Here is an 18427-nt window from a genome sequence, read left to right as displayed (position 1 = left end):
ATTACAAATATGAAAAGATATTATAAAAAACTATCATTTTTAATAGTGGTAGCAATGGTTTTTATGGGATGTGAAGACTATTTAGATGTTAGCCCAGATTTAGGCATAGATAAAGAGGAGGTTTTTACTAACTATTTTAGTACAAGAGGCGCAGTAGATAGGGCTAATAGGTTAATTCATAACTATGCTTATAACGGAACAGATTGGTCTAGTGAAATTGGAGCCATGTCAGATGAATGTCAAATGTCCCAACCTAGATTTCCAACCCATTCTACCCTTAATGCAGGCGTATGGATGAACTCTGATTATAGAGAAATTGGCGGGATGAAATATCTGAAGGCAGGGGCAGAATTTAATGGTAGTGATTTTAATTCTGAGCCAGCAGCCAAAGCCATTTTAGGTATTAGAGCTGTAAATACTGTTTTAGAAAATATAGATTTATTAGAAGACTATCCAACAGAGTTAGGGTATACACAACAAGAATTAAAAGATCAATTAATAGGGCAATGTTATTTTTTAAGAGCCTTTCATTACTTTCAAATTATTAGAAGATACGGAGGTTTCCCTATAATGGATCGAGTTTATTCTACGAGTCATGATTTTGATGAAGTACGTCCTTCATATCTAGAGTCTACAGATTTTTTAGTGTCAGATTTAGATAAAGCTATTGAAGCATTACCAACACAGTGGAATGACCAAAACGCAGGTAGAGCTACAAAAACATCAGCAAGAGCTTTAAAAGCCATGGCCTTACTTTATGCCGCAAGTCCACTAATGAACCCAGATTTAAACCCTTATGGTTCAAACTCAAAAGTATATAATACAGCCTATGCAGAAAAAGCAGCAATAGCTGCGGCTGAGGCTATAAATGGCTATGCTGCAGGAGGGTATGAAATGTACTCTATGGAAAATTATAAAGAAAATTGGTTAAGTAGATCTCCTGGTTTTTCAAAAGAAGCTTTAGTTATACCACCGTTTTCAAGACATTCAGATCCAGCAGGCGGATTAATAGGAGAGGGTTGGTTATTACCTCAATTTGCAGGCGGTTGGTTTGCCGAGAGTCCTCCAACGCATAATGCTGTTGAATGGTTTGAAACCATAGATGGATATGATGTAAATGACCCTGAAGCCATTTCAAGTGGAAGTTTTAATCCAAGTGACCCCTATTCCAATAGAGATCCTAGATTAAAAACACTAATATTTACACACGGTGATGAAATGTTTGAGGGTTTACCTAACCCTAGCAATACAAACATAAGAGTGTTAGATGCTTCTAGTCCTAATGGATGGCACTATGATTTTGATGTTTCTAAAAATAAAATGTTTACAGGATATTATCATAAAGGAAAGCATAGATGGGTTGGTTGTGATAGATGGAACCGTGTGGCAGGATGGTACCGCTCATTTCCGCACATTAGAGTAGCGCAACTGTATTTAGATTATGCCGAAGCCGTTAATGAAGCTTTTGGCCCTACAGGTACAGCTCCAGGAAGTTCTTTAACTGCTATTGAAGCTATAAATGTTGTAAGGAATAGAGCAAATATGCCTAATGTATTGTCAAAATATACTGTAAATAAAGACGAATTTAGAAATCGTATCTATAACGAAAGAGCTGTAGAACTTTACCATGAGCAACATAGATGGCATGATTTAAGACGCTGGAGATTAGCTAAAGAAGTTTTAGGAGAAGGAGAGATTTATGCAGCTGATATTCAGGAAATAAATGGAGAACTTGTGTATGGAAAAAAGGTTATAGAAAGTGCGCAACGCGTATTTGAAGATAAACATTATTGGTATCCTTTTCCAATTCAGGTTATGGATATAATGACAAAATTTGAACAAAACCCGGGGTGGTAATTAAAACTAAAAAAATGAAATACTACATATTATTATTTTTAACTGCCTTTATGGGTAGTGTTTCTGCACAACAGAAAAATGATACACTAATAAAGGTTGAAATCTCTAAAAAAGTTGCGGTTCCTTTTTCTAAAGTTGATAAAGATAAACTAGTAGGAGCTGTTGATGTAATTAAAGGAGAGGATTTATTGCATTCATCAGACTATAATGTCGAATCAATTCTAGCAGGTCAAGCATCAGGACTGGTTGTTTATGAAGGTAACGGCTCACCTGGATTAGATAATACTTGGATGAAGATTAGAGGACTTTCTAGAGGCGGACAAGATGATTTTCCTTTAATTGTTATTGATGGTATTGCAAACAGAGCATTATCAAGTATAGCAATTGATGAAGTAGAAAGCATACAGATTTTAAAAGACGCCACAGCCAAAATGCTATATGGTAGTAAAGCTGCAAATGGTGTAATAATGCTAACCACAAAACGGGGCTATAACGGTAAACGTAAAGTGTCTTTTTATCATGAATATGGGGTTAAAACACCAACAAGATTACCTAAGTATGTTAACTCAGCACAATATGCTATGTTATACAACCAAGCTAGAGAAAATGATGGCTTAGACCCCATATATTCACCTGAAGATATAGATAATTATGCTAACAATCCATCTGTAATTTACCCAGATGTAGATTTTTACGATGAATTACTAAAAAAGAGCACATCTTTTCAAAGGTTTAATGCTCAATTAATTGGAGGAGATGCTAAGTCCAAATATTTCTTAAATCTGGGCTATATTCATGAAGATGGTTTAGAAAATCAAGGGCAAACTCAAAAATTTGATCGCTTAAATATACGAGCAAATCTAGATTACTCTGTAAATAAAACAGTATCAATGTTTCTAGATTTAGCTGGTAGAATGGATATTTGGGACAGAGCCAATATAAGCAATAGCCAGTTTTTTAGTGCCCTTTCCTCACATCGTCCTAATGATTATCCTCTATGGGCAGGAGAAGTTGGAGACACAGATAATTTAGGCTATAGCCCAAGAGTTAATACCAATATTTTAGGTGAATTAGCTCGATCTGGTTATGTTAATGAAAAAAATTATTATGCTCAAACAAATTTAGGCATTGATTTCAATTTAGACAGAATACTCAAAGGTTTGAGTGCTAAAGGCTATGTAACATTTGATGTGTTTAATAATATAGCTATAGGTAAACCTTTAGAGTACTCTAGAATAAGATTTGATGACCCTAATGATTTATCATTAACAACAAGAATAGGTACCGATAAGCTTGACGGTGATGAAAGCCGAAGAGGAGATAACTCTACACAAAATTTAGGTTTAGTAGCACAAATAGATTATGAAAGGTCTTGGGGTAACAATGATTTACAAATTAATCTAGTTGGCATAAACCAAACACTTAAAAGAAAAACAACTTTAAGTGGTCCAACAACACAGCAAGATGACAAAAATGTAAATATTGGAGCAAGAGTAAATTATACTTTAAATAACAAGTACACTATTGAAGGTTCTTCATCATACATGGGGTCTGATAAGTTTTTAAGTGATAAAAGATGGGGTTTATATGGTGCCGGCGGTTTTGCTTGGTTAATATCTAATGAAGACTTTTTAAAAGATAATAAAACTATCAATTATTTAAAGTTAAAAGGATCATATGGCGTTATGGGTTATGATAGACAAGGTGCTTTTGATTATTTGTTATACCGTGATTTTTATCAAGCTAGTGGAGCACATAGAACTGGTCCCGAAAACTCTAATGTTGAGTATGGCTGGAGAGCAGGTCAAATAGGTAATCCTAGTTTAACATTTGAAGAGTCACAAGAAATAAATATTGGTATAGAAGCCCAATTTTTCAATAATAAACTAGATTTAGAGATTAATTATTTTGATGAGTTAAGAACAGGTATTCCTGTGGTGCTTAGCAATGCTTTACCCGATTATACAGGTGATTTAAAACCAATAGGGAACTTCAATGAGATATCTAATAATGGTATTGATGCCTCAATTAGATATACAGATAAAATTAATAATTTTAATTATTCTATTGGAGCAAATATTATTTACTCTAAAGCAGTTAATAAAGTATTTGATGAATTAAACGAATATGCACACCTAAACCTTACCGGACAGATAACTGATGGTATTTGGGGGTGGCAAGCAGATGGGTTGTATCAAGATAATGCAGATATTACTTCGCATGGAGTTACTTCCTCGTATGGTGAAATTATTCCTGGAGATGTTAAATTACTAGATATTACAAACGATAAGAATGACAATTTAATTGATCAATTTGATAGAAAAATTATAGGTAATTGGTTCCCAAGAGTAAACTATGCATTAAACCTTAATTTAGAATACAAGGGTGTTGAATTATTTCTTTTAGGACAAGGCACATCAGGAGCAGATAGAGTGTTGAATAATTCATATTACTGGAATACAGGTGAAAATAAATATTCCGTGTACGCTTTAGGTTCAGCTAATCCAGCCTCAGTTTCAGGAGCTACAGCCCCAAGGTTAACATCTTTAAATCAGTCTCATAGTTATCGTACTTCTAGCTATTGGTTAACAAGTGGAGATTATTTTAAACTTAGAACAGCAGAGTTAGCTTATAATTTTTCAGAGCGAATTAGTAAAAAATTTGGAGCAACAAACTTTAGGCTCTTTGTTAGAGGTAATGATTTGTTTACTATCTCAAAAATTAAAGACTTAGATCCAGAAAGTTTAGACTCAGGAATTACTAATTATCCGGGTTTTAGAACTTTATCATTAGGCTTAAAATTAACTTACTAAATAAGTTTGTTATGAAAGATAAGTTAAATAAAAACTTTAGTACACCAAGTATAAACGTTTTCAAAATAAAATATAAAATGAAGAATTTAGTATTTATTTTAGGTGTTTTATTAATGTTTTCTTCATGTGAAGATTACTTTGAACCTAAATTAACAAATGAAAGAACTTTTGATGTTCTTTTAACACAGCCAGATAATGTAAGAGGTTTACTAACATATGCTTACAGAGCTATTCCCTCTACTTTTGATATGTACGGTACAGACTTTTTAGATAGCGCAACAGACAATGCACTATCAAATAACCTTACAGGAGCAATGAACCAAATGAGTGCTACTGATGGTTGGTGGACAGCGGTTAGAAACCCTCTTGATAATTGGCAAGATAGATATGATGATTTAAAAAATATAAATCTTTTTATTGAAGTAGGTTTAGATGATAGGGTAATGTATTATAGATCTAACCCAACTAGAGACGCTATTTTTAAAGAACGATTAAAAGGTGAGGCCTATTTTTTAAGAGCATATATTCATTTTGAATTATTAAAAAGATACGGCGGTATTGATGAAAATGGAGAATTAACGGGAGTGCCTTTAATGACATCTAGCTTAGATATCACAGATGCTAACATTGCAAGTATACCGCGTAATAGTTATAACGAAACTGTACAACAAATTATTAATGATTTAAATACGGCATTAAGCGCAGGACTTCCTGAAGCTTATGATAATAGTACTGTAGATCCTGATTTTGATTTAACCAACCTTGGTAGGCCTACAACAATAGCCTGTAAGGCTTTGAAATCTAGAGTACTTCTGTACGCAGCAAGTCCAGCCTTTGGAACTGCATCATATGATGAAGCAGCACAAGCAGCTAAAGATGTTATTGATGATATAGGGGCCACACTTCCAGATGTTTATAATGTTAACAATATCTCAAATAGTTTTTTTAATAACGATTTAAATGAAGAGTTAATAATGCGTAAAGTTAGTGGTGGAACAGGTGGTAATAATAACCTAGAAAGAAATCACTTTCCTCCTGGCGCAGGACTAGAAGGCAATGGTAACTGTAATCCTTCTCAAAATTTAGTAGATGCTTTCCCAATGGCTAACGGTTATCCAATATCAGAGGCAGGAAGTGGCTATAATGAAAATCAAATGTACCAAAATAGAGATCCCAGGTTTTATATAACCGTTATGTACAATAACCAAGATTTTAAAGGTAAAACAATTGAAACTTTTGAAGGAGGCACCCATATGGTAGGAGCTCCTGGTGTTACAGTTGAAAACGCAACTAGAACAGGTTATTATTTAAGAAAGTGGATTAGTTCTGAAGCAAACTTAGTTGATGGAAACACAGTAAACGATGTTCATTACAATGCAATTTTTCGTAAAGCAGAAATATTTTTAAATTTTGCAGAGGCAGCTAATGAGGCAAATGGACCAGATGATACTACTTTTGGTCTGTCTGCCAGAGAAGCTATTGCCGAAGTAAGGAGAAGAGCAGGTGTTGCTGTTAATGGAACTGATGATTACTTGGCCTCTATTTCTTCTAAAGAAGATATGAGACAATTAATAAAAAATGAGCGACGCATTGAGCTTTGTTTTGAAGGACATAGGTTTTACGATTTAAGAAGATGGGAAGATAACTTAAACGAACCTATTTCAGGAGTAACAATTACCAATAATGGTAATGGAACTTTTAACTATTCAAGAAAAATTATTCAAACACCTAGTTATAGAAATTATATGAATTATGGGCCATTACCTTTTAATGAGTTGTTAAGAACTAACAACCTTACTCAAAACCAAGGTTGGTAAAAAAAATATTAATAGTAAATTAAAAAGAAATGATAAAAAAAATAACAGTACTTATGCTTTTAGGTGCCTTTGTTCTTCTGCAAGGGTGTTATGATGATTATAAAGAAGATTTCCTCTATTCAACCACTTATTTTTCTCGTCAATTTCCGCTTAGAACAGTAGTGGATGAAGATGGAAGTAATTTACAGTTTGAAGTAGGTGTTGTGCTAGGAGGTAAATATAGTAATAGCGTTAATGAACAAGTAGAGTTTATTGTACAGGACACATTACTTAATGCATACCCTGAATTAACACAGTTACCAGACAATTATTATAATATTTCTGGAAACAGTTTTACAATACCAAGTGGAGATTTTAAAGGGAGTTTACCTGTTGTATTAAACAAAGAGCTTTTTATGGCCGATGATATGTCTGTAGGTAATAATTATGCATTGCCTTTACAACTAGTAAATTCAACCACAGACTCAATATTGCAAGATAAACACTATACAATAGTTGTAGTAAAATATTTTAATAAATATCAAGGTTGGTATTATGTAAAAGGAACCGATACTAATACAGTAGATAACAGCGTAGAAACCTATTCAGAAACAGATTTGGTGCTAAATGAAGATGTGTTATTAACTACAATATCTAAAGATGGTTTATCAGTACCATATGTAGGAAACCCTAAAGTAGAAGGAAGAAGTATGGAAATTCAAATTGAAGATAACGGAAATGTTATTTTGTCAGATGAATCAGGAGTGTCTAATTTAAGTGGTTCAGGAAATTATAATGCAAATACTAGAAATTTTTCATTACAATATAATTATACTGATGAAAATGGCAATGAACACAATGTAGAAGAAGAACTAATTTACAGAAATACAGAAATTAATTTAGAAGAGTGGCAATAAAAGTTTTTAAAGTTAAATATGAGAATTTCTACAGGAAACAAGTAAATGTTAGAAGTTTTATTATTTAGTTAGTTTGAGTTTTGGAACCCTAAAGAAATTTAGGGTTCTTTTTTTATTTTTACTATTTAATCAAGATAAATTATGTTTGTTTAAGCGTATCATTCACCTACCTAGATTCACTGAAAAACAATTTAAACATCAATTTAGCCAAAAAAGCAAAAGCAAATAATAGTTATATTAGGCATTTAGAAAAAAATTTAAAGTTTTAAGTAATGTGAAAGAAAATTAGTAACTTTAATTTAAAGTAACTATTAAATTTGAATTTAATACTTTTACAGTAATAGTAGAAATAAATCCCAATAACATGACATTTTATCCACTAAAATTCACCCCTTTATTTAAATATAGAATTTGGGGAGGCGAAAAACTAAAAGATTTATTTAATAAAGATTATACCGAAGAAAATATTGGAGAATCTTGGGAAATATCTGATGTTGAGAATGATGAAACATTAGTTAGTAATGGTAGCTTACAAGGAAAAACTTTAAAAGAACTTATTAGTGAATATAAAGGCAACTTTGTTGGCAATACTGTTTATGAAAAGTTTGGAGAAGAATTTCCGTTGCTAATTAAGTATATTGATGCTAAAACGCCGCTATCAATACAAGTACATCCAAGTAATGAAGTTGCTAAACAACGTCATAATTCATTTGGGAAAAATGAAATGTGGTATGTAATGCAAGCCGATGATGAAGCCGAATTAATTGTTGGTTTTGAAAAAGAAATAAGTAAAGAAACCTATTTAAAACATTTAGAAGCAGGCACTGTTTTAGATGTTATGCATCATGAAAATGTTACTGCTGGCGATACATTTTACATTCCAACAGGCCGTGTGCATGCCATAGGTGCAGGTGTTTTATTGGCTGAAATCCAGCAAACATCAGATGTTACATATAGAATTTATGATTATGATAGAGTAGATGCCAAAACGGGCCTAAAACGTGAATTACATAACGATTTGGCTTTAGATGTTTTAGATTTTAAACCACAAGATAATTATAAAGCAACCTACAGTTTAACGCCTAATGTTTCAAACACACTAGTGCACTCGCCTTATTTTAAAACCAATATAATAGATTTAAAAAGTAGCATAGATAAAGATTATTCAAACATAGACTCTTTTATAATTTTTATGTGTGTTGAAGGTGAAGCAACATTAACCCATAATAACAAAGATTATAGTATTAAAATGGGTGAAACTTTACTGCTTCCGGCAGCAATAAAAAATATAAGCATAGCATCAAATTCGGCTAAAATATTAGAAGTGTATTACTAAAATCACCTCAATTTCTTCTGAATTTTTGATGTATCAACTAATCTATTTACGGCAATCTCAGGGTTGCCGTAAATATTTACAGCGCTATTGCCAGAGGCCTCAATATTAATGTTATCTATAGCTTCTACAGTAATATTGCTAGAAATTTCTGCAATTACCATTACTTGTTTTACGGTTAAATTTTTTCCTGAAAAATTAGTGTTGTTATTTGCTTCAATATTGGCAGTATCAGTATAACCATCAATGTCAATGCTTGCTTTTTCATGTAAAATAAATTGAGAAGTATTACTGTTTATTTGTACATTAAGTTTAGCAAAATCTTGCAAACTTGCCGTCATGTTTTCGCTATTTAAGTTTAATGTTATTTTACATTTTCCTTTGCCAGTTAACTCAAATTTAGTGCTGTTTACGTGCATGTTTACTTTTGAAGCATCATTAGCATTAATTTTAAAAATATCTGATTTTATAGGTGAAATGGTTTTAATTTCAGCGTTATCATTTGTAATAATTTCCTTAAGGTTATTTGTGTAATTTACTTTAATTAATAGTCTTTTTTTCGATGTTATTTTTTTCAAAAAGTCAAAAGTTAAAACACTATCATTAACACTAAATTTAATAACATCATGCAGGTTACTATCTGTTTCAATAATTACTAGCGGTTTGTTGCTATGCATAATTTCAATGTCAAAATCTTCATCTAATGCAATAGTGTGAAAAGCGTCAACCTCAGTTTCTAGAGTAGTTACGGTTCTATCACCTTTAATTTTTTCGGTGTTTTGTGCGTATATATTAAAAATGCTAGTTATACAAAGTATAATTGCAGGTAGTAATGTTTTCATTTGTAATGGGTTAAATGTTACTTAAGTAAGTTTTAGACCCAAAAAACATGGTGAAGTCACAACATTTTATTCAAAGAAAAACCACAGTAACAAAAATTTACTGTGGCTTACATTGGTTGATTATAGTTTGGTTTGCGTTGATTATTTTTGTTTAATACTACCCGAAGCACTATCGGTTTTGTCAACTTTTTCTGGGTTTCCGTAGTATTTAATATCGCCACCGCTAGAGGCTTTTGCAATAAGTTCTTTAGCAGTGTTAACGGTAATATCTGCGCCACTGCTGGCTTTAACTGTGCTAGATTGCGCTTGTAAATTGGCCGCCTTAATATCGCTACCACTAGTGGCTTCGGCAATTAATTTGTTGGTGCTTCCTGATATTTTTAAATCACTTCCGCTGGTAGATTTACAGTTTAAAATTTGGGTATTTACGCTAAGCGTCATATCACTTCCGCTGGTAGATTTTACATCTAACTCATTTACAGTAATAGTGTTTTCGGTATACACATCACTTCCACTAGTGGAAATAATGGCGCTAATATCTTTAAAGCTTACATGTACTTTTTTTGATGCTGCACGCCCAATACTTTGTTTGGTATGAATTTTTAAAACACCATCTTCAACATCAGTTAAAATAAGGTCATGTATGTTTTCATCGGCTTCAACAGTTATGTGTGTACTGTTGCCTTGTGTTAAATAAACATCTAAACCTTCGGTGGCTTTAATGGTGTTAAAGCTGTAATCTATATTACGTTTTTTAGTAATTACATTACCGTTGCCTTTAACGCCGGCATCAAAGTTCATATTAAAATTACACGAAAAAAGTGTAAAACTTAGCACTGTGGCTACAATAATTTTTACTAAGGTTGTCATAATTGTTCGTTTTTTGATTTGTTTGATTTTTTGTTTGATGAAGCAAATATTACAAGTTTTGCTGTGTGTTTAAAATTTCAATTTCTGAAATGTTATTTTTTAATGATGAATTGTTATTTAATTGTCTTTTGATTTTACTTCAATACCATTGGCATCAATTTTTACCTTAACATCGTTATCTTCAGATAAAATACCGTTGTTGTTAATTTTAATATTAACATCGTCGTCTTTAAATTCAATACCTTTTTTGTTGATTTTTACTTTAGAATGATCATTATCAACATCAATGTTAACATCAAAATTATCTTCATTATTATTTGGGCAATCTAAACATATAACATCATCTTCAATAATTTCTAATAAATGGTTGGTGTTGTTTGCCGAAACAATGTCACTACTGTTTTTATAATACCCTAAAAACGATTCTGTGTTGTTATGAAATTTAGCAAAGCTTCCTTCGGGTAAATATAAAATGATGTCAACCTCTTGGTCACTAAATTTATTGTCAATTTCAGTAGTTAAAAACGCATCAAGTAAAAGCGTGTTATTGTTAAGGTTGTAATTGTAATGTATGTTTTTAGCACGGTTAATGGCTTTATCATAATCACTACCATCGGCACGTTTTTTTAGGTTTATAAAGGCTGTAGAGTCAGTGGTAGATCTCACAATAAGTTTAACATCAGAGTTATACATGGTTTTAGAGCCGTTTTTGTTGTTTATAATTTTAAACGAACCATTTCGGTTAAACCTATTATCAATAACATCGTTAGATGTCATTTTAATTTTTAAAGTATCATTACTTTTAACGTTAAGCGTATGTTTTACGGTGTAGGTTTCAGTAAAAGCATGTTCTCTAGCCTCATTAATACCTATAACTGTAAGCCCAATAACACTAATTAGCCAAACACCAAGTAGTGTGAATTTGGCTACTTTACCAATAGATTTTAAGTTGTTTATTAAAATTTTTAAACCTAAATAAAATAGAAAGAAAAACGGAACACCAACTGCAAATAAACCTAGCAATGATGCTAACCAAATAGGCGTATTACCTGCATTTATAAAGTGAGAAAAATTACCCGGAATCATATCTAAAACACCCACAGAAAAGAATGCAATTACTAACGATATAAGCGTTACAGCACCAATAAAAACAAGCAGTAAACCAATAAACTTTGCAAAAACTTTAAAGAAGAACATAAAAATTTCTCCAATGGTATCAAAAAAAGCACTTGATGAAGATTTTACTTTATTAGTTTGCTTTTTAAAATCAACCTTTTTTGCAGCATCACTCACGTTTTTAGCAGCACCAGATACAGAGTGGCTAACATTTTTAGCAACATCGCTTACGGTATCAGTAACATTTTCAAAGCCATCTTTAATTTTCTTTTCAATATTACTAATATTAACAGGCTCACCTGCCATCATTATTTTTTCGGCAGTAGTTTTAGCTTCGGGTACTAAAATCCAAAGTAAAATATAAAGTAAAACACCGGTGCCAGCACCAAAAATTAAAAGTATCCAAGCTAAACGAATCCAAATAGCATCAACACCAAAATAGTGAGCTAAACCAGCTGATACACCACCAATGTATGAGTTATCAGTATCTCTAAAAAGCTTCTTACTGGGCGCAGATTTTGTTTTATAATTAGTGTTTGGTTCGTCTTCAAAAATTTCGTCATCAACCAAATAATCTTCAGGTTGCCCCATTATAGAAATAACTTCATCTACTTGGCTAATGCCAATAACTTGCTTTGTGTTTTGTACACGCTCATTAAATAACTCTGCAATTCTAGCTTCAATATCAGCAATAATTTCAGAGCGCCCTTGCGAGTCTGTAAAAGACCGTTTTATGGCCTCCAGATAGCGTTGTAATTTAAGGTACGCATCTTCATCTACATGAAAAAATATACCCGCCAAATTTATGTTAACTGTTTTATTCATTGGTTGTTGTTTTTTGTGCTGTACTTGTTTCTGTATGGTTTGTTACTATGTTAACGGCGTTTTGTAGCTCGTTCCAGGTGGTGTCTAATTCTTTTAAAAAAAGTTTACCGGTTTCAGTTAAACCGTAATATTTACGTGGCGGTCCAGAGGTAGATTCTTCCCATCTGTAATTTAATAATCCCGCATTTTTAAGTCGTGTTAGTAAAGGGTAAATAGTACCTTCAACCACCAGCAACTTTGCATCTTTAAGCGTGCTTAAAATTTCTGCAACGTATGCATCGTTATTTTTTAAAACAGATAGTATACAGAATTCTAAAACGCCTTTACGCATTTGTGCTTTTGTGTTTTCTATCTTCATAGTTTCAATTCGTTTAATATTTTAATACTGTTCATTTTTTGATTGATTGATTGATTGATTGTGTTGATGAAAGTTTATTTTTTTGGCGTTACCCTATCGGGTCGGGCTTTACGTTTCAAGTCCTCGTTCGTACCTCACTGTGGGCTTTCCACTGCAATCCCTAACGCGCCACTCATTATTTTAAAAAATTAATAGTAAAAGGGTATTGGTAATACTCGCCATCTCTAGCTTTTAAGCTGGCAATAACAATTAAAACAAGTTCAATAATAAAACCAATAACCGCTAAAAAACCCAATGCACCACCAATGTATAAAAGTGGCGATGGTTTGCCCACATTCACATGAAAATTGCTAAAACCATTAAAATCTATAAAGTCTATACCGCTAAAAATTTTAAAAATAAAAAACGGAATAGTTAAAGTGCCAATAATAATAGCGTACAACAAAATGCTAATTTGAAAATTTATAGCTTGTTTACCGTGCATATCTATAAATTCCGATTTTTCTTTATTCGTAATCCATAAAATTATGGGGCCAATAAAATTGCCAAACGGTATTATAAACCTGCTAAAAGTAGAGAGGTGAATAAAGGTGGCAATGTTTTTTACGTGATTAGTTAACATGATGATTATTGTCTTTTTTTTGATTGATTTTTAAAACATATAATAGTTTCTTATGCAAATATATGTTTAAAATCAGGTACTTTGTTACGCATAGTACTTAAAATTAACATTTTTTTAACATTTTGTATTGTGTTTTTATTTCATAAATTAGAGAAAAATTAAAAGCAAATAGTATGAATGTAACTCCCAGTAAATTAAATAGTTTTACAATGTTTAAGCTGCCTTCGGCGTATTTATGTGGTGTAAGAGCAAAGTATTTAGATGATACTAAATGCATAATAACAGTAAAACATAAATGGATTAATCAAAACCCATTTAAATCTATGTTTTGGGCAGTACAAGGTATGGCGGCCGAATTAGCATCAGGAGCGTTAATGATTAAAAAAATACAAGAATCTGGCAAAAAAATATCAATGCTAGTAACTACTAACAATGCTACTTTTACCAAAAAAGCTACAGGTAAAATAACCTTTACCTGTAATGATGGCGCTTTAATTGATGAGGCTTTAAAAAAAACTATTGAAACCGGTGAGGGGCAAACCGTTTGGGTAAAAGCAGTTGGCGTTAATAATGATGGTGTTGAGGTTTCTACCTTTAATTTTGAATGGAGTGTGAAGGTTAAAAGCAAACAGTAAATTGTAACAAAACACAAAACAAATCAACATATATATAAATCAACATTAATTAAAAACATCAATTAAAAAATGACAGCACACGAAATAGATTACGTAATCTACGGCGAAGAAATGCAGTACGTAGAAATAGAACTAGACCCGCAAGAAGGTGTAATTGCTGAAGCCGGAAGCTTTATGATGATGGACGAAGGCATTAAAATGGAAACTATTTTTGGAGATGGTTCACAAAAAGACACTGGGTTTTTAGGTAAAATACTAGGCGCCGGAAAGCGCATTTTAACTGGCGAAAGTTTGTTTATGACAGCTTTTTACAATGAAATAATTGGTAAACGTCGTGTGTCATTTGCATCACCATACCCAGGAAAAATTATTCCCATAGATTTAACGCAGTTTGGAGGCAAATTTATTTGCCAAAAAGATGCCTTTTTATGTGCTGCCAAAGGTGTGAGTGTTGGTATTGAGTTTTCTAAAAAATTAGGTCGCGGACTTTTTGGTGGTGAAGGATTCATTATGCAAAAACTTGAAGGTGATGGTATGGCTTTTGTTCACGCTGGTGGTACTATGGCAAAAAAAGAATTAATGGCAGGCGAAGTGCTAAAAGTAGATACAGGCTGTATTGTAGGTTTTGATCATACTGTAGATTATGATATTGAGTTTGTTGGTGGTATAAAAAATACTGTTTTTGGTGGCGAAGGTTTGTTTTTTGCAACTTTAAAAGGCCCAGGCACCGTATTTGTACAGTCTTTACCGTTTAGCCGTTTAGCCGGACGTGTTTTAGCATCGGCTCCAAGAAGTGGCGGAAATAGTAAAGGAGAAGGCAGTATTCTTGGTGGTTTAGGCGATTTGCTTGATGGCGATAATAGATTCTAAAATAGATACTAAATAAAGTTAACAGCCCTTATTCAAATTAAGAATAAGGGCTGTTTCTGTGTAGTGATTTGGGGGATTTTTAATATGTTAGTATTTTATAATTTTACCTGTTTTTACGCCATTGTTGGCTGTAATACTTATAATGTAAACGCCGTTAGCATTGTTTGAAATGTTAATATAATTGGAGGTTAAGTTATTAATAGATTTAACCTCTTGCCCAATGCTGTTATATACTTTAGCATTTTTAATTTCTGAAAGATTATTAAAATTATTTATAACTATACTTCCTGAGGTTTTGTCATAAAAAACAGATAGTTTTTCATCTTCATTGTTATTTTCAACGTTTAAACTTTGTGTTTCTTTAAATACTATAGAAAACCTATCGTTATAATCACCTTTTTCTATATGAATTTCAGTATTATCGCTGGTTAAATTATAGAAAGAATTACTAGAGTTATCTTTTAAGAAAACATCAATGTTTCCTGATAAGTTTTCAGTTTTATCAATGCCAAATTTAAAAATACCGGCATCAGTAACTTTAATTTTTAAAGGAAGTTCTTTTTCAATTTCTATTTCAGGCAATGCTTGTATTGCTAAAGTTTCTTCATTTAACAACCAATTAGCATCATTTCTTAAATCGTCATAACTAATAGCGTCATAACCTTTATCGTAATCCACTGTGGCGTTTTTATCAAAACCAAGCCCAAGTTGTTTTGTCATTTTATTGGGCTTTGTAAATGATAACCAAACTTTAGTGCGTTCGTCTTTCTTAACTGTAGCTTTTTTATTTTTTCCTTTAAAAAATACAGATTCACTTAATGATTCTTTTGCAAAAGCACGTTGCCCATTATTAAATTGAATATTACCACCAGCACTACTTGCTCTTACAAAAAAGCCTTGGCCAACAGGAATGTATTGTGGTGGTGCGGGTTTTGAGGTAGAACCATTGCCGCTTGTTAAGCCAGAGGCGTCAGAAACCGCTGCAGTACCCATCATTAAGTTTCTAATGGCGTAACCACCTTCATAATCTGATAAATTATGGCTGTTATTTGTTGAAAAATGCTCCCAAAAATATAGTGAACCATTAATTACATGTAAATTGTCATTTATAAATTCTTCGGCATCTATAGCAGAAGGGTAAGGGTTTCCTATTAAAATATCATCGCCAGCGGCTATTGGTATTGTGTAGTTGCCATCATTAGGTATGCCTTTAAAAATATATTCTTGTTCAGCTGAAACAGCTCCAGAGCCTTTCATTGTATAACCATATCCTGGTGTTAATGTACTAGAGGTTGTTAATTTGTTCCAAGAAGCATAGTTGTTTGATAAGCCATTGTAACTGTAAAGCCATGTAGAACTTAGTGTAATTGGTGTGGTAGAAGCATCGGCATTTGGGTTGCTATGAAAGTTTATAACACCATTGGTATCTTCAATAGCGCCAATTTGCCAATGACCTGCGTTGTTAACTGGTGAGCTCCAAAAGTTATAATTATATAAATTGGTAGCGCCTTGTTGCTTTTTTATAAGCACACCGCTACCACTGTTGCTACTTGGGTAATTATGATTTTGAATTAGTTGAGCTTCGCCCTGTAAATCAATAGTACCATTGGTATTTATAAAATTTTCAACTTCAAGTAAAACACCATCATTAACTATTAGTGTAGCGCCAGGTTCAATTTCAATTTCTCTAACATGTGCGTGTGATGTGATTACGGCATCAGTTCCAGGTTTAACCGTTAATTTTAAACACTCATCAGTATCACTTGGTGCTTGAGAGCTTCCTGAACCATTGCAAAAAGCACTTCCATTCCAAACTATTTCATCAGTATATCTTAAAGTAAAATAGCGGTTGTTTCTAACTCTTACATTTGTAGCGGTTGCTGTTGTACCAGAAATGGTTAGGTTGTAAACTTCGTCATTAGAATCTGTCATTGAAAAATCTGCATCATTATCAAAAACAAGTTGTAAAGGTTTGCAGCTTTGTTTTCCAGATAAATCTAAAGCACTTATATCAAAAGAAATGTCAATTCTTCCAACATTACCAATTTTTTGTACGCGCCAAACAGAGTTTAATTGTTCAGTATGTGTTAGGTTATTTGTGCTAAACGTGTAAGTTGGATTTGCCGTTTTTTCACCCCAAAATAAGTATTCGTTATTATTTAAGTTTGTAGGATTGTTTATTCTAACAATACCAGAACCTTGTGAATCTGTATGGTTAGAGCCATCTGAAGCTTGACCAATACCCGCAACATTAAAATCAAAATCGCCTGAACCACTATTGTCATGCGTGTACAAATTATTTGAAGATAAATTTATATTGTATTTTGCAGATAGGTAGTTGTTTACAATTGTTTCTTCAGCAAGATTTAAATCTTTATTAAAATGAATAACCTCGGCATAATCTGCTCCCAAATAAGAACTGTAATTATGGTTTAAAGCTCCAATAACTAAATCTGCATTACTATTAATTACACTTGTACTAGATTCTGAGCTGGTTTTAACCAAACTGCCAGCGCTACTAATATGTGTTCTTTGGTTAGATGGTAAGCTACCGTTAAAACCAAGTTTTAAAATATAGTTTGTGTTGTTTGTAAAACTAGTAGGGCTTGTGCCAAACCTGTTATTTTGTGTATTTATATCGGTAGTTAAATAATTACTTCCCCAAAAAAACCAAGTGTAAGCATAGTTTGATGAAACGGTATAACTTATTCTTTTGCCTAAAATACCTCTTGGAGTACTTCCATTTAAGTTATTAGGTCTTACTACAGCAAAAAAAGTTAATCCTTCAGAGCCATCAAGAATATCAGCGTCACTAACTAGCATTTGGTCGTTTAACCCATCAAGTCTTACAGCGGGCATATTATTAAAACTGCTGTTAGAGATAAACAAGGGCTGTTCAGTAATAATGGCATTGGCGTGGTTGTTGTTGCCCGATGCATCGTTCCAAGTAACAACTGGTGTGTTGTTTGTTTGTGAAATACCGTCTGCTCTAAGCCACAAACCATTGTTTGAAGCATTGCCAACACCACCAGGCCCAGTTTGGGCATGGGTACATAAAAATAACAGATAGCATAAAGCTAATAGTAGGTTTTGAGAGTTCATAGCAATTTACATTTAAATAATATAGGCATATTGCGCTATATTGTTTAGAAACAATAATTTACGATTGGTCACATTGCTTTAATCTTTGCAGATTAATGAGAGGCATGTGTTTTAATAAAATTAACTGAGTTTAATTACTTTTCTTAAAAAAGGTTTTTAACTGAACTGAGAGAAAACGTAGGTATATTACATTCATAATACGAGAGATTTGGTTTATTATTTTAGCAATTTGAATAGTTTGGGGTTATTCAGTGGCTAATATAGTAAATTTTATAGATGAAACAAGCTTTTTTTTCGATGAAAAGCTATTTTTGCATCGATGAACTGTAAAAACATACGGTTAAAATGTTAAATTTTGACTAAAAATAATTTTGAGAATTATTTTTTATTAATTTTAGTTCTGCAAAATTTTTATATATTCGCCTATAAACAAATCTACTTTTATAAATTTTTAAAAACCTAAACCTTAAC

General features: G+C 32.4%; 13 protein-coding genes. 7 read left to right on the top strand and 6 right to left on the bottom strand.

Features of this window, described 5'->3' with window-relative positions; genetic code table 11:
* Nucleotides 1-9: 9 nt before the first annotated feature.
* From ACXAG4_RS08035 to ACXAG4_RS08015, 5 genes are all read left to right on the top strand, one after another.
* A complete protein-coding gene (locus ACXAG4_RS08035) occupies nucleotides 10-1857 on the top strand; it encodes a RagB/SusD family nutrient uptake outer membrane protein (RefSeq protein ID WP_475295568.1) in 1848 nt (615 codons plus the stop codon).
* 14 nt (nucleotides 1858-1871) lie between these two features.
* Complete coding sequence (locus ACXAG4_RS08030; protein ID WP_475295567.1) at nucleotides 1872-4670, top strand: SusC/RagA family TonB-linked outer membrane protein; 2799 nt, start codon at nucleotides 1872-1874, stop codon at nucleotides 4668-4670.
* Between the two features lie 11 nt (nucleotides 4671-4681).
* Nucleotides 4682-6487, top strand: a complete 1806-nt coding sequence (locus ACXAG4_RS08025) for a RagB/SusD family nutrient uptake outer membrane protein (protein ID WP_475295566.1) — start codon at nucleotides 4682-4684, stop codon at nucleotides 6485-6487.
* Between the two features lie 29 nt (nucleotides 6488-6516).
* Complete coding sequence (locus tag ACXAG4_RS08020; protein WP_475295565.1) at nucleotides 6517-7383, top strand: DUF1735 domain-containing protein; 867 nt, start codon at nucleotides 6517-6519, stop codon at nucleotides 7381-7383.
* Between the two features lie 364 nt (nucleotides 7384-7747).
* Nucleotides 7748-8719 carry a type I phosphomannose isomerase catalytic subunit gene (locus ACXAG4_RS08015; protein ID WP_475295564.1) on the top strand — a complete coding sequence of 324 codons (972 nt, stop codon included), beginning with the start codon at nucleotides 7748-7750 and terminating at the stop codon, nucleotides 8717-8719.
* A gap of 2 nt (nucleotides 8720-8721) precedes the next feature.
* Here ACXAG4_RS08015 and ACXAG4_RS08010 read toward each other — a convergent pair whose 3' ends face one another.
* The 5 genes from ACXAG4_RS08010 to ACXAG4_RS07990 all read right to left on the bottom strand — a co-directional run bounded on the left by ACXAG4_RS08010 (nucleotide 8722) and on the right by ACXAG4_RS07990 (nucleotide 13349).
* Nucleotides 8722-9558 carry a GIN domain-containing protein gene (locus ACXAG4_RS08010; protein WP_475295563.1) on the bottom strand — a complete coding sequence of 279 codons (837 nt, stop codon included), beginning with the start codon at nucleotides 9556-9558 and terminating at the stop codon, nucleotides 8722-8724.
* A 141-nt stretch (nucleotides 9559-9699) separates the two neighbouring features.
* Nucleotides 9700-10428: a head GIN domain-containing protein gene (locus ACXAG4_RS08005; RefSeq protein ID WP_475295562.1), complete on the bottom strand. Its 729-nt coding sequence runs from the start codon at nucleotides 10426-10428 to the stop codon at nucleotides 9700-9702.
* Between the two features lie 117 nt (nucleotides 10429-10545).
* Nucleotides 10546-12369 (bottom strand): PspC domain-containing protein, encoded by a 1824-nt coding sequence (locus ACXAG4_RS08000; RefSeq protein ID WP_475295561.1) that lies wholly within the window; start codon nucleotides 12367-12369, stop codon nucleotides 10546-10548.
* Complete coding sequence (locus tag ACXAG4_RS07995; protein WP_475295560.1) at nucleotides 12362-12727, bottom strand: PadR family transcriptional regulator; 366 nt, start codon at nucleotides 12725-12727, stop codon at nucleotides 12362-12364. The genes ACXAG4_RS08000 and ACXAG4_RS07995 overlap by 8 nt, the downstream gene beginning before the upstream one ends.
* 175 nt (nucleotides 12728-12902) lie before the next feature.
* Entirely contained in the window at nucleotides 12903-13349 is a 447-nt protein-coding gene (locus tag ACXAG4_RS07990; protein WP_475295559.1) for a DUF4870 domain-containing protein, read from the bottom strand.
* Between the two features lie 173 nt (nucleotides 13350-13522).
* On the opposite strand from ACXAG4_RS07990, the gene ACXAG4_RS07985 reads away from it, so the two are divergent.
* Both ACXAG4_RS07985 and ACXAG4_RS07980 read left to right on the top strand, forming a co-directional pair.
* Nucleotides 13523-13984 (top strand): DUF4442 domain-containing protein, encoded by a 462-nt coding sequence (locus ACXAG4_RS07985; protein ID WP_475295558.1) that lies wholly within the window; start codon nucleotides 13523-13525, stop codon nucleotides 13982-13984.
* A 69-nt stretch (nucleotides 13985-14053) separates the two neighbouring features.
* Nucleotides 14054-14854 carry a TIGR00266 family protein gene (locus ACXAG4_RS07980; protein WP_475295557.1) on the top strand — a complete coding sequence of 267 codons (801 nt, stop codon included), beginning with the start codon at nucleotides 14054-14056 and terminating at the stop codon, nucleotides 14852-14854.
* A gap of 87 nt (nucleotides 14855-14941) precedes the next feature.
* Here the strand turns inward: ACXAG4_RS07980 and ACXAG4_RS07975 are convergent, their stop codons facing one another.
* A complete protein-coding gene (locus tag ACXAG4_RS07975; protein ID WP_475295556.1) occupies nucleotides 14942-17956 on the bottom strand; it encodes a T9SS type A sorting domain-containing protein in 3015 nt (1004 codons plus the stop codon).
* Nucleotides 17957-18427 lie beyond the last annotated feature (471 nt).

This window comes from Seonamhaeicola sp. ABD4_175 (assembly GCF_056160885.1).
This window is presented reverse-complemented; position numbering and strand designations above follow the sequence as displayed.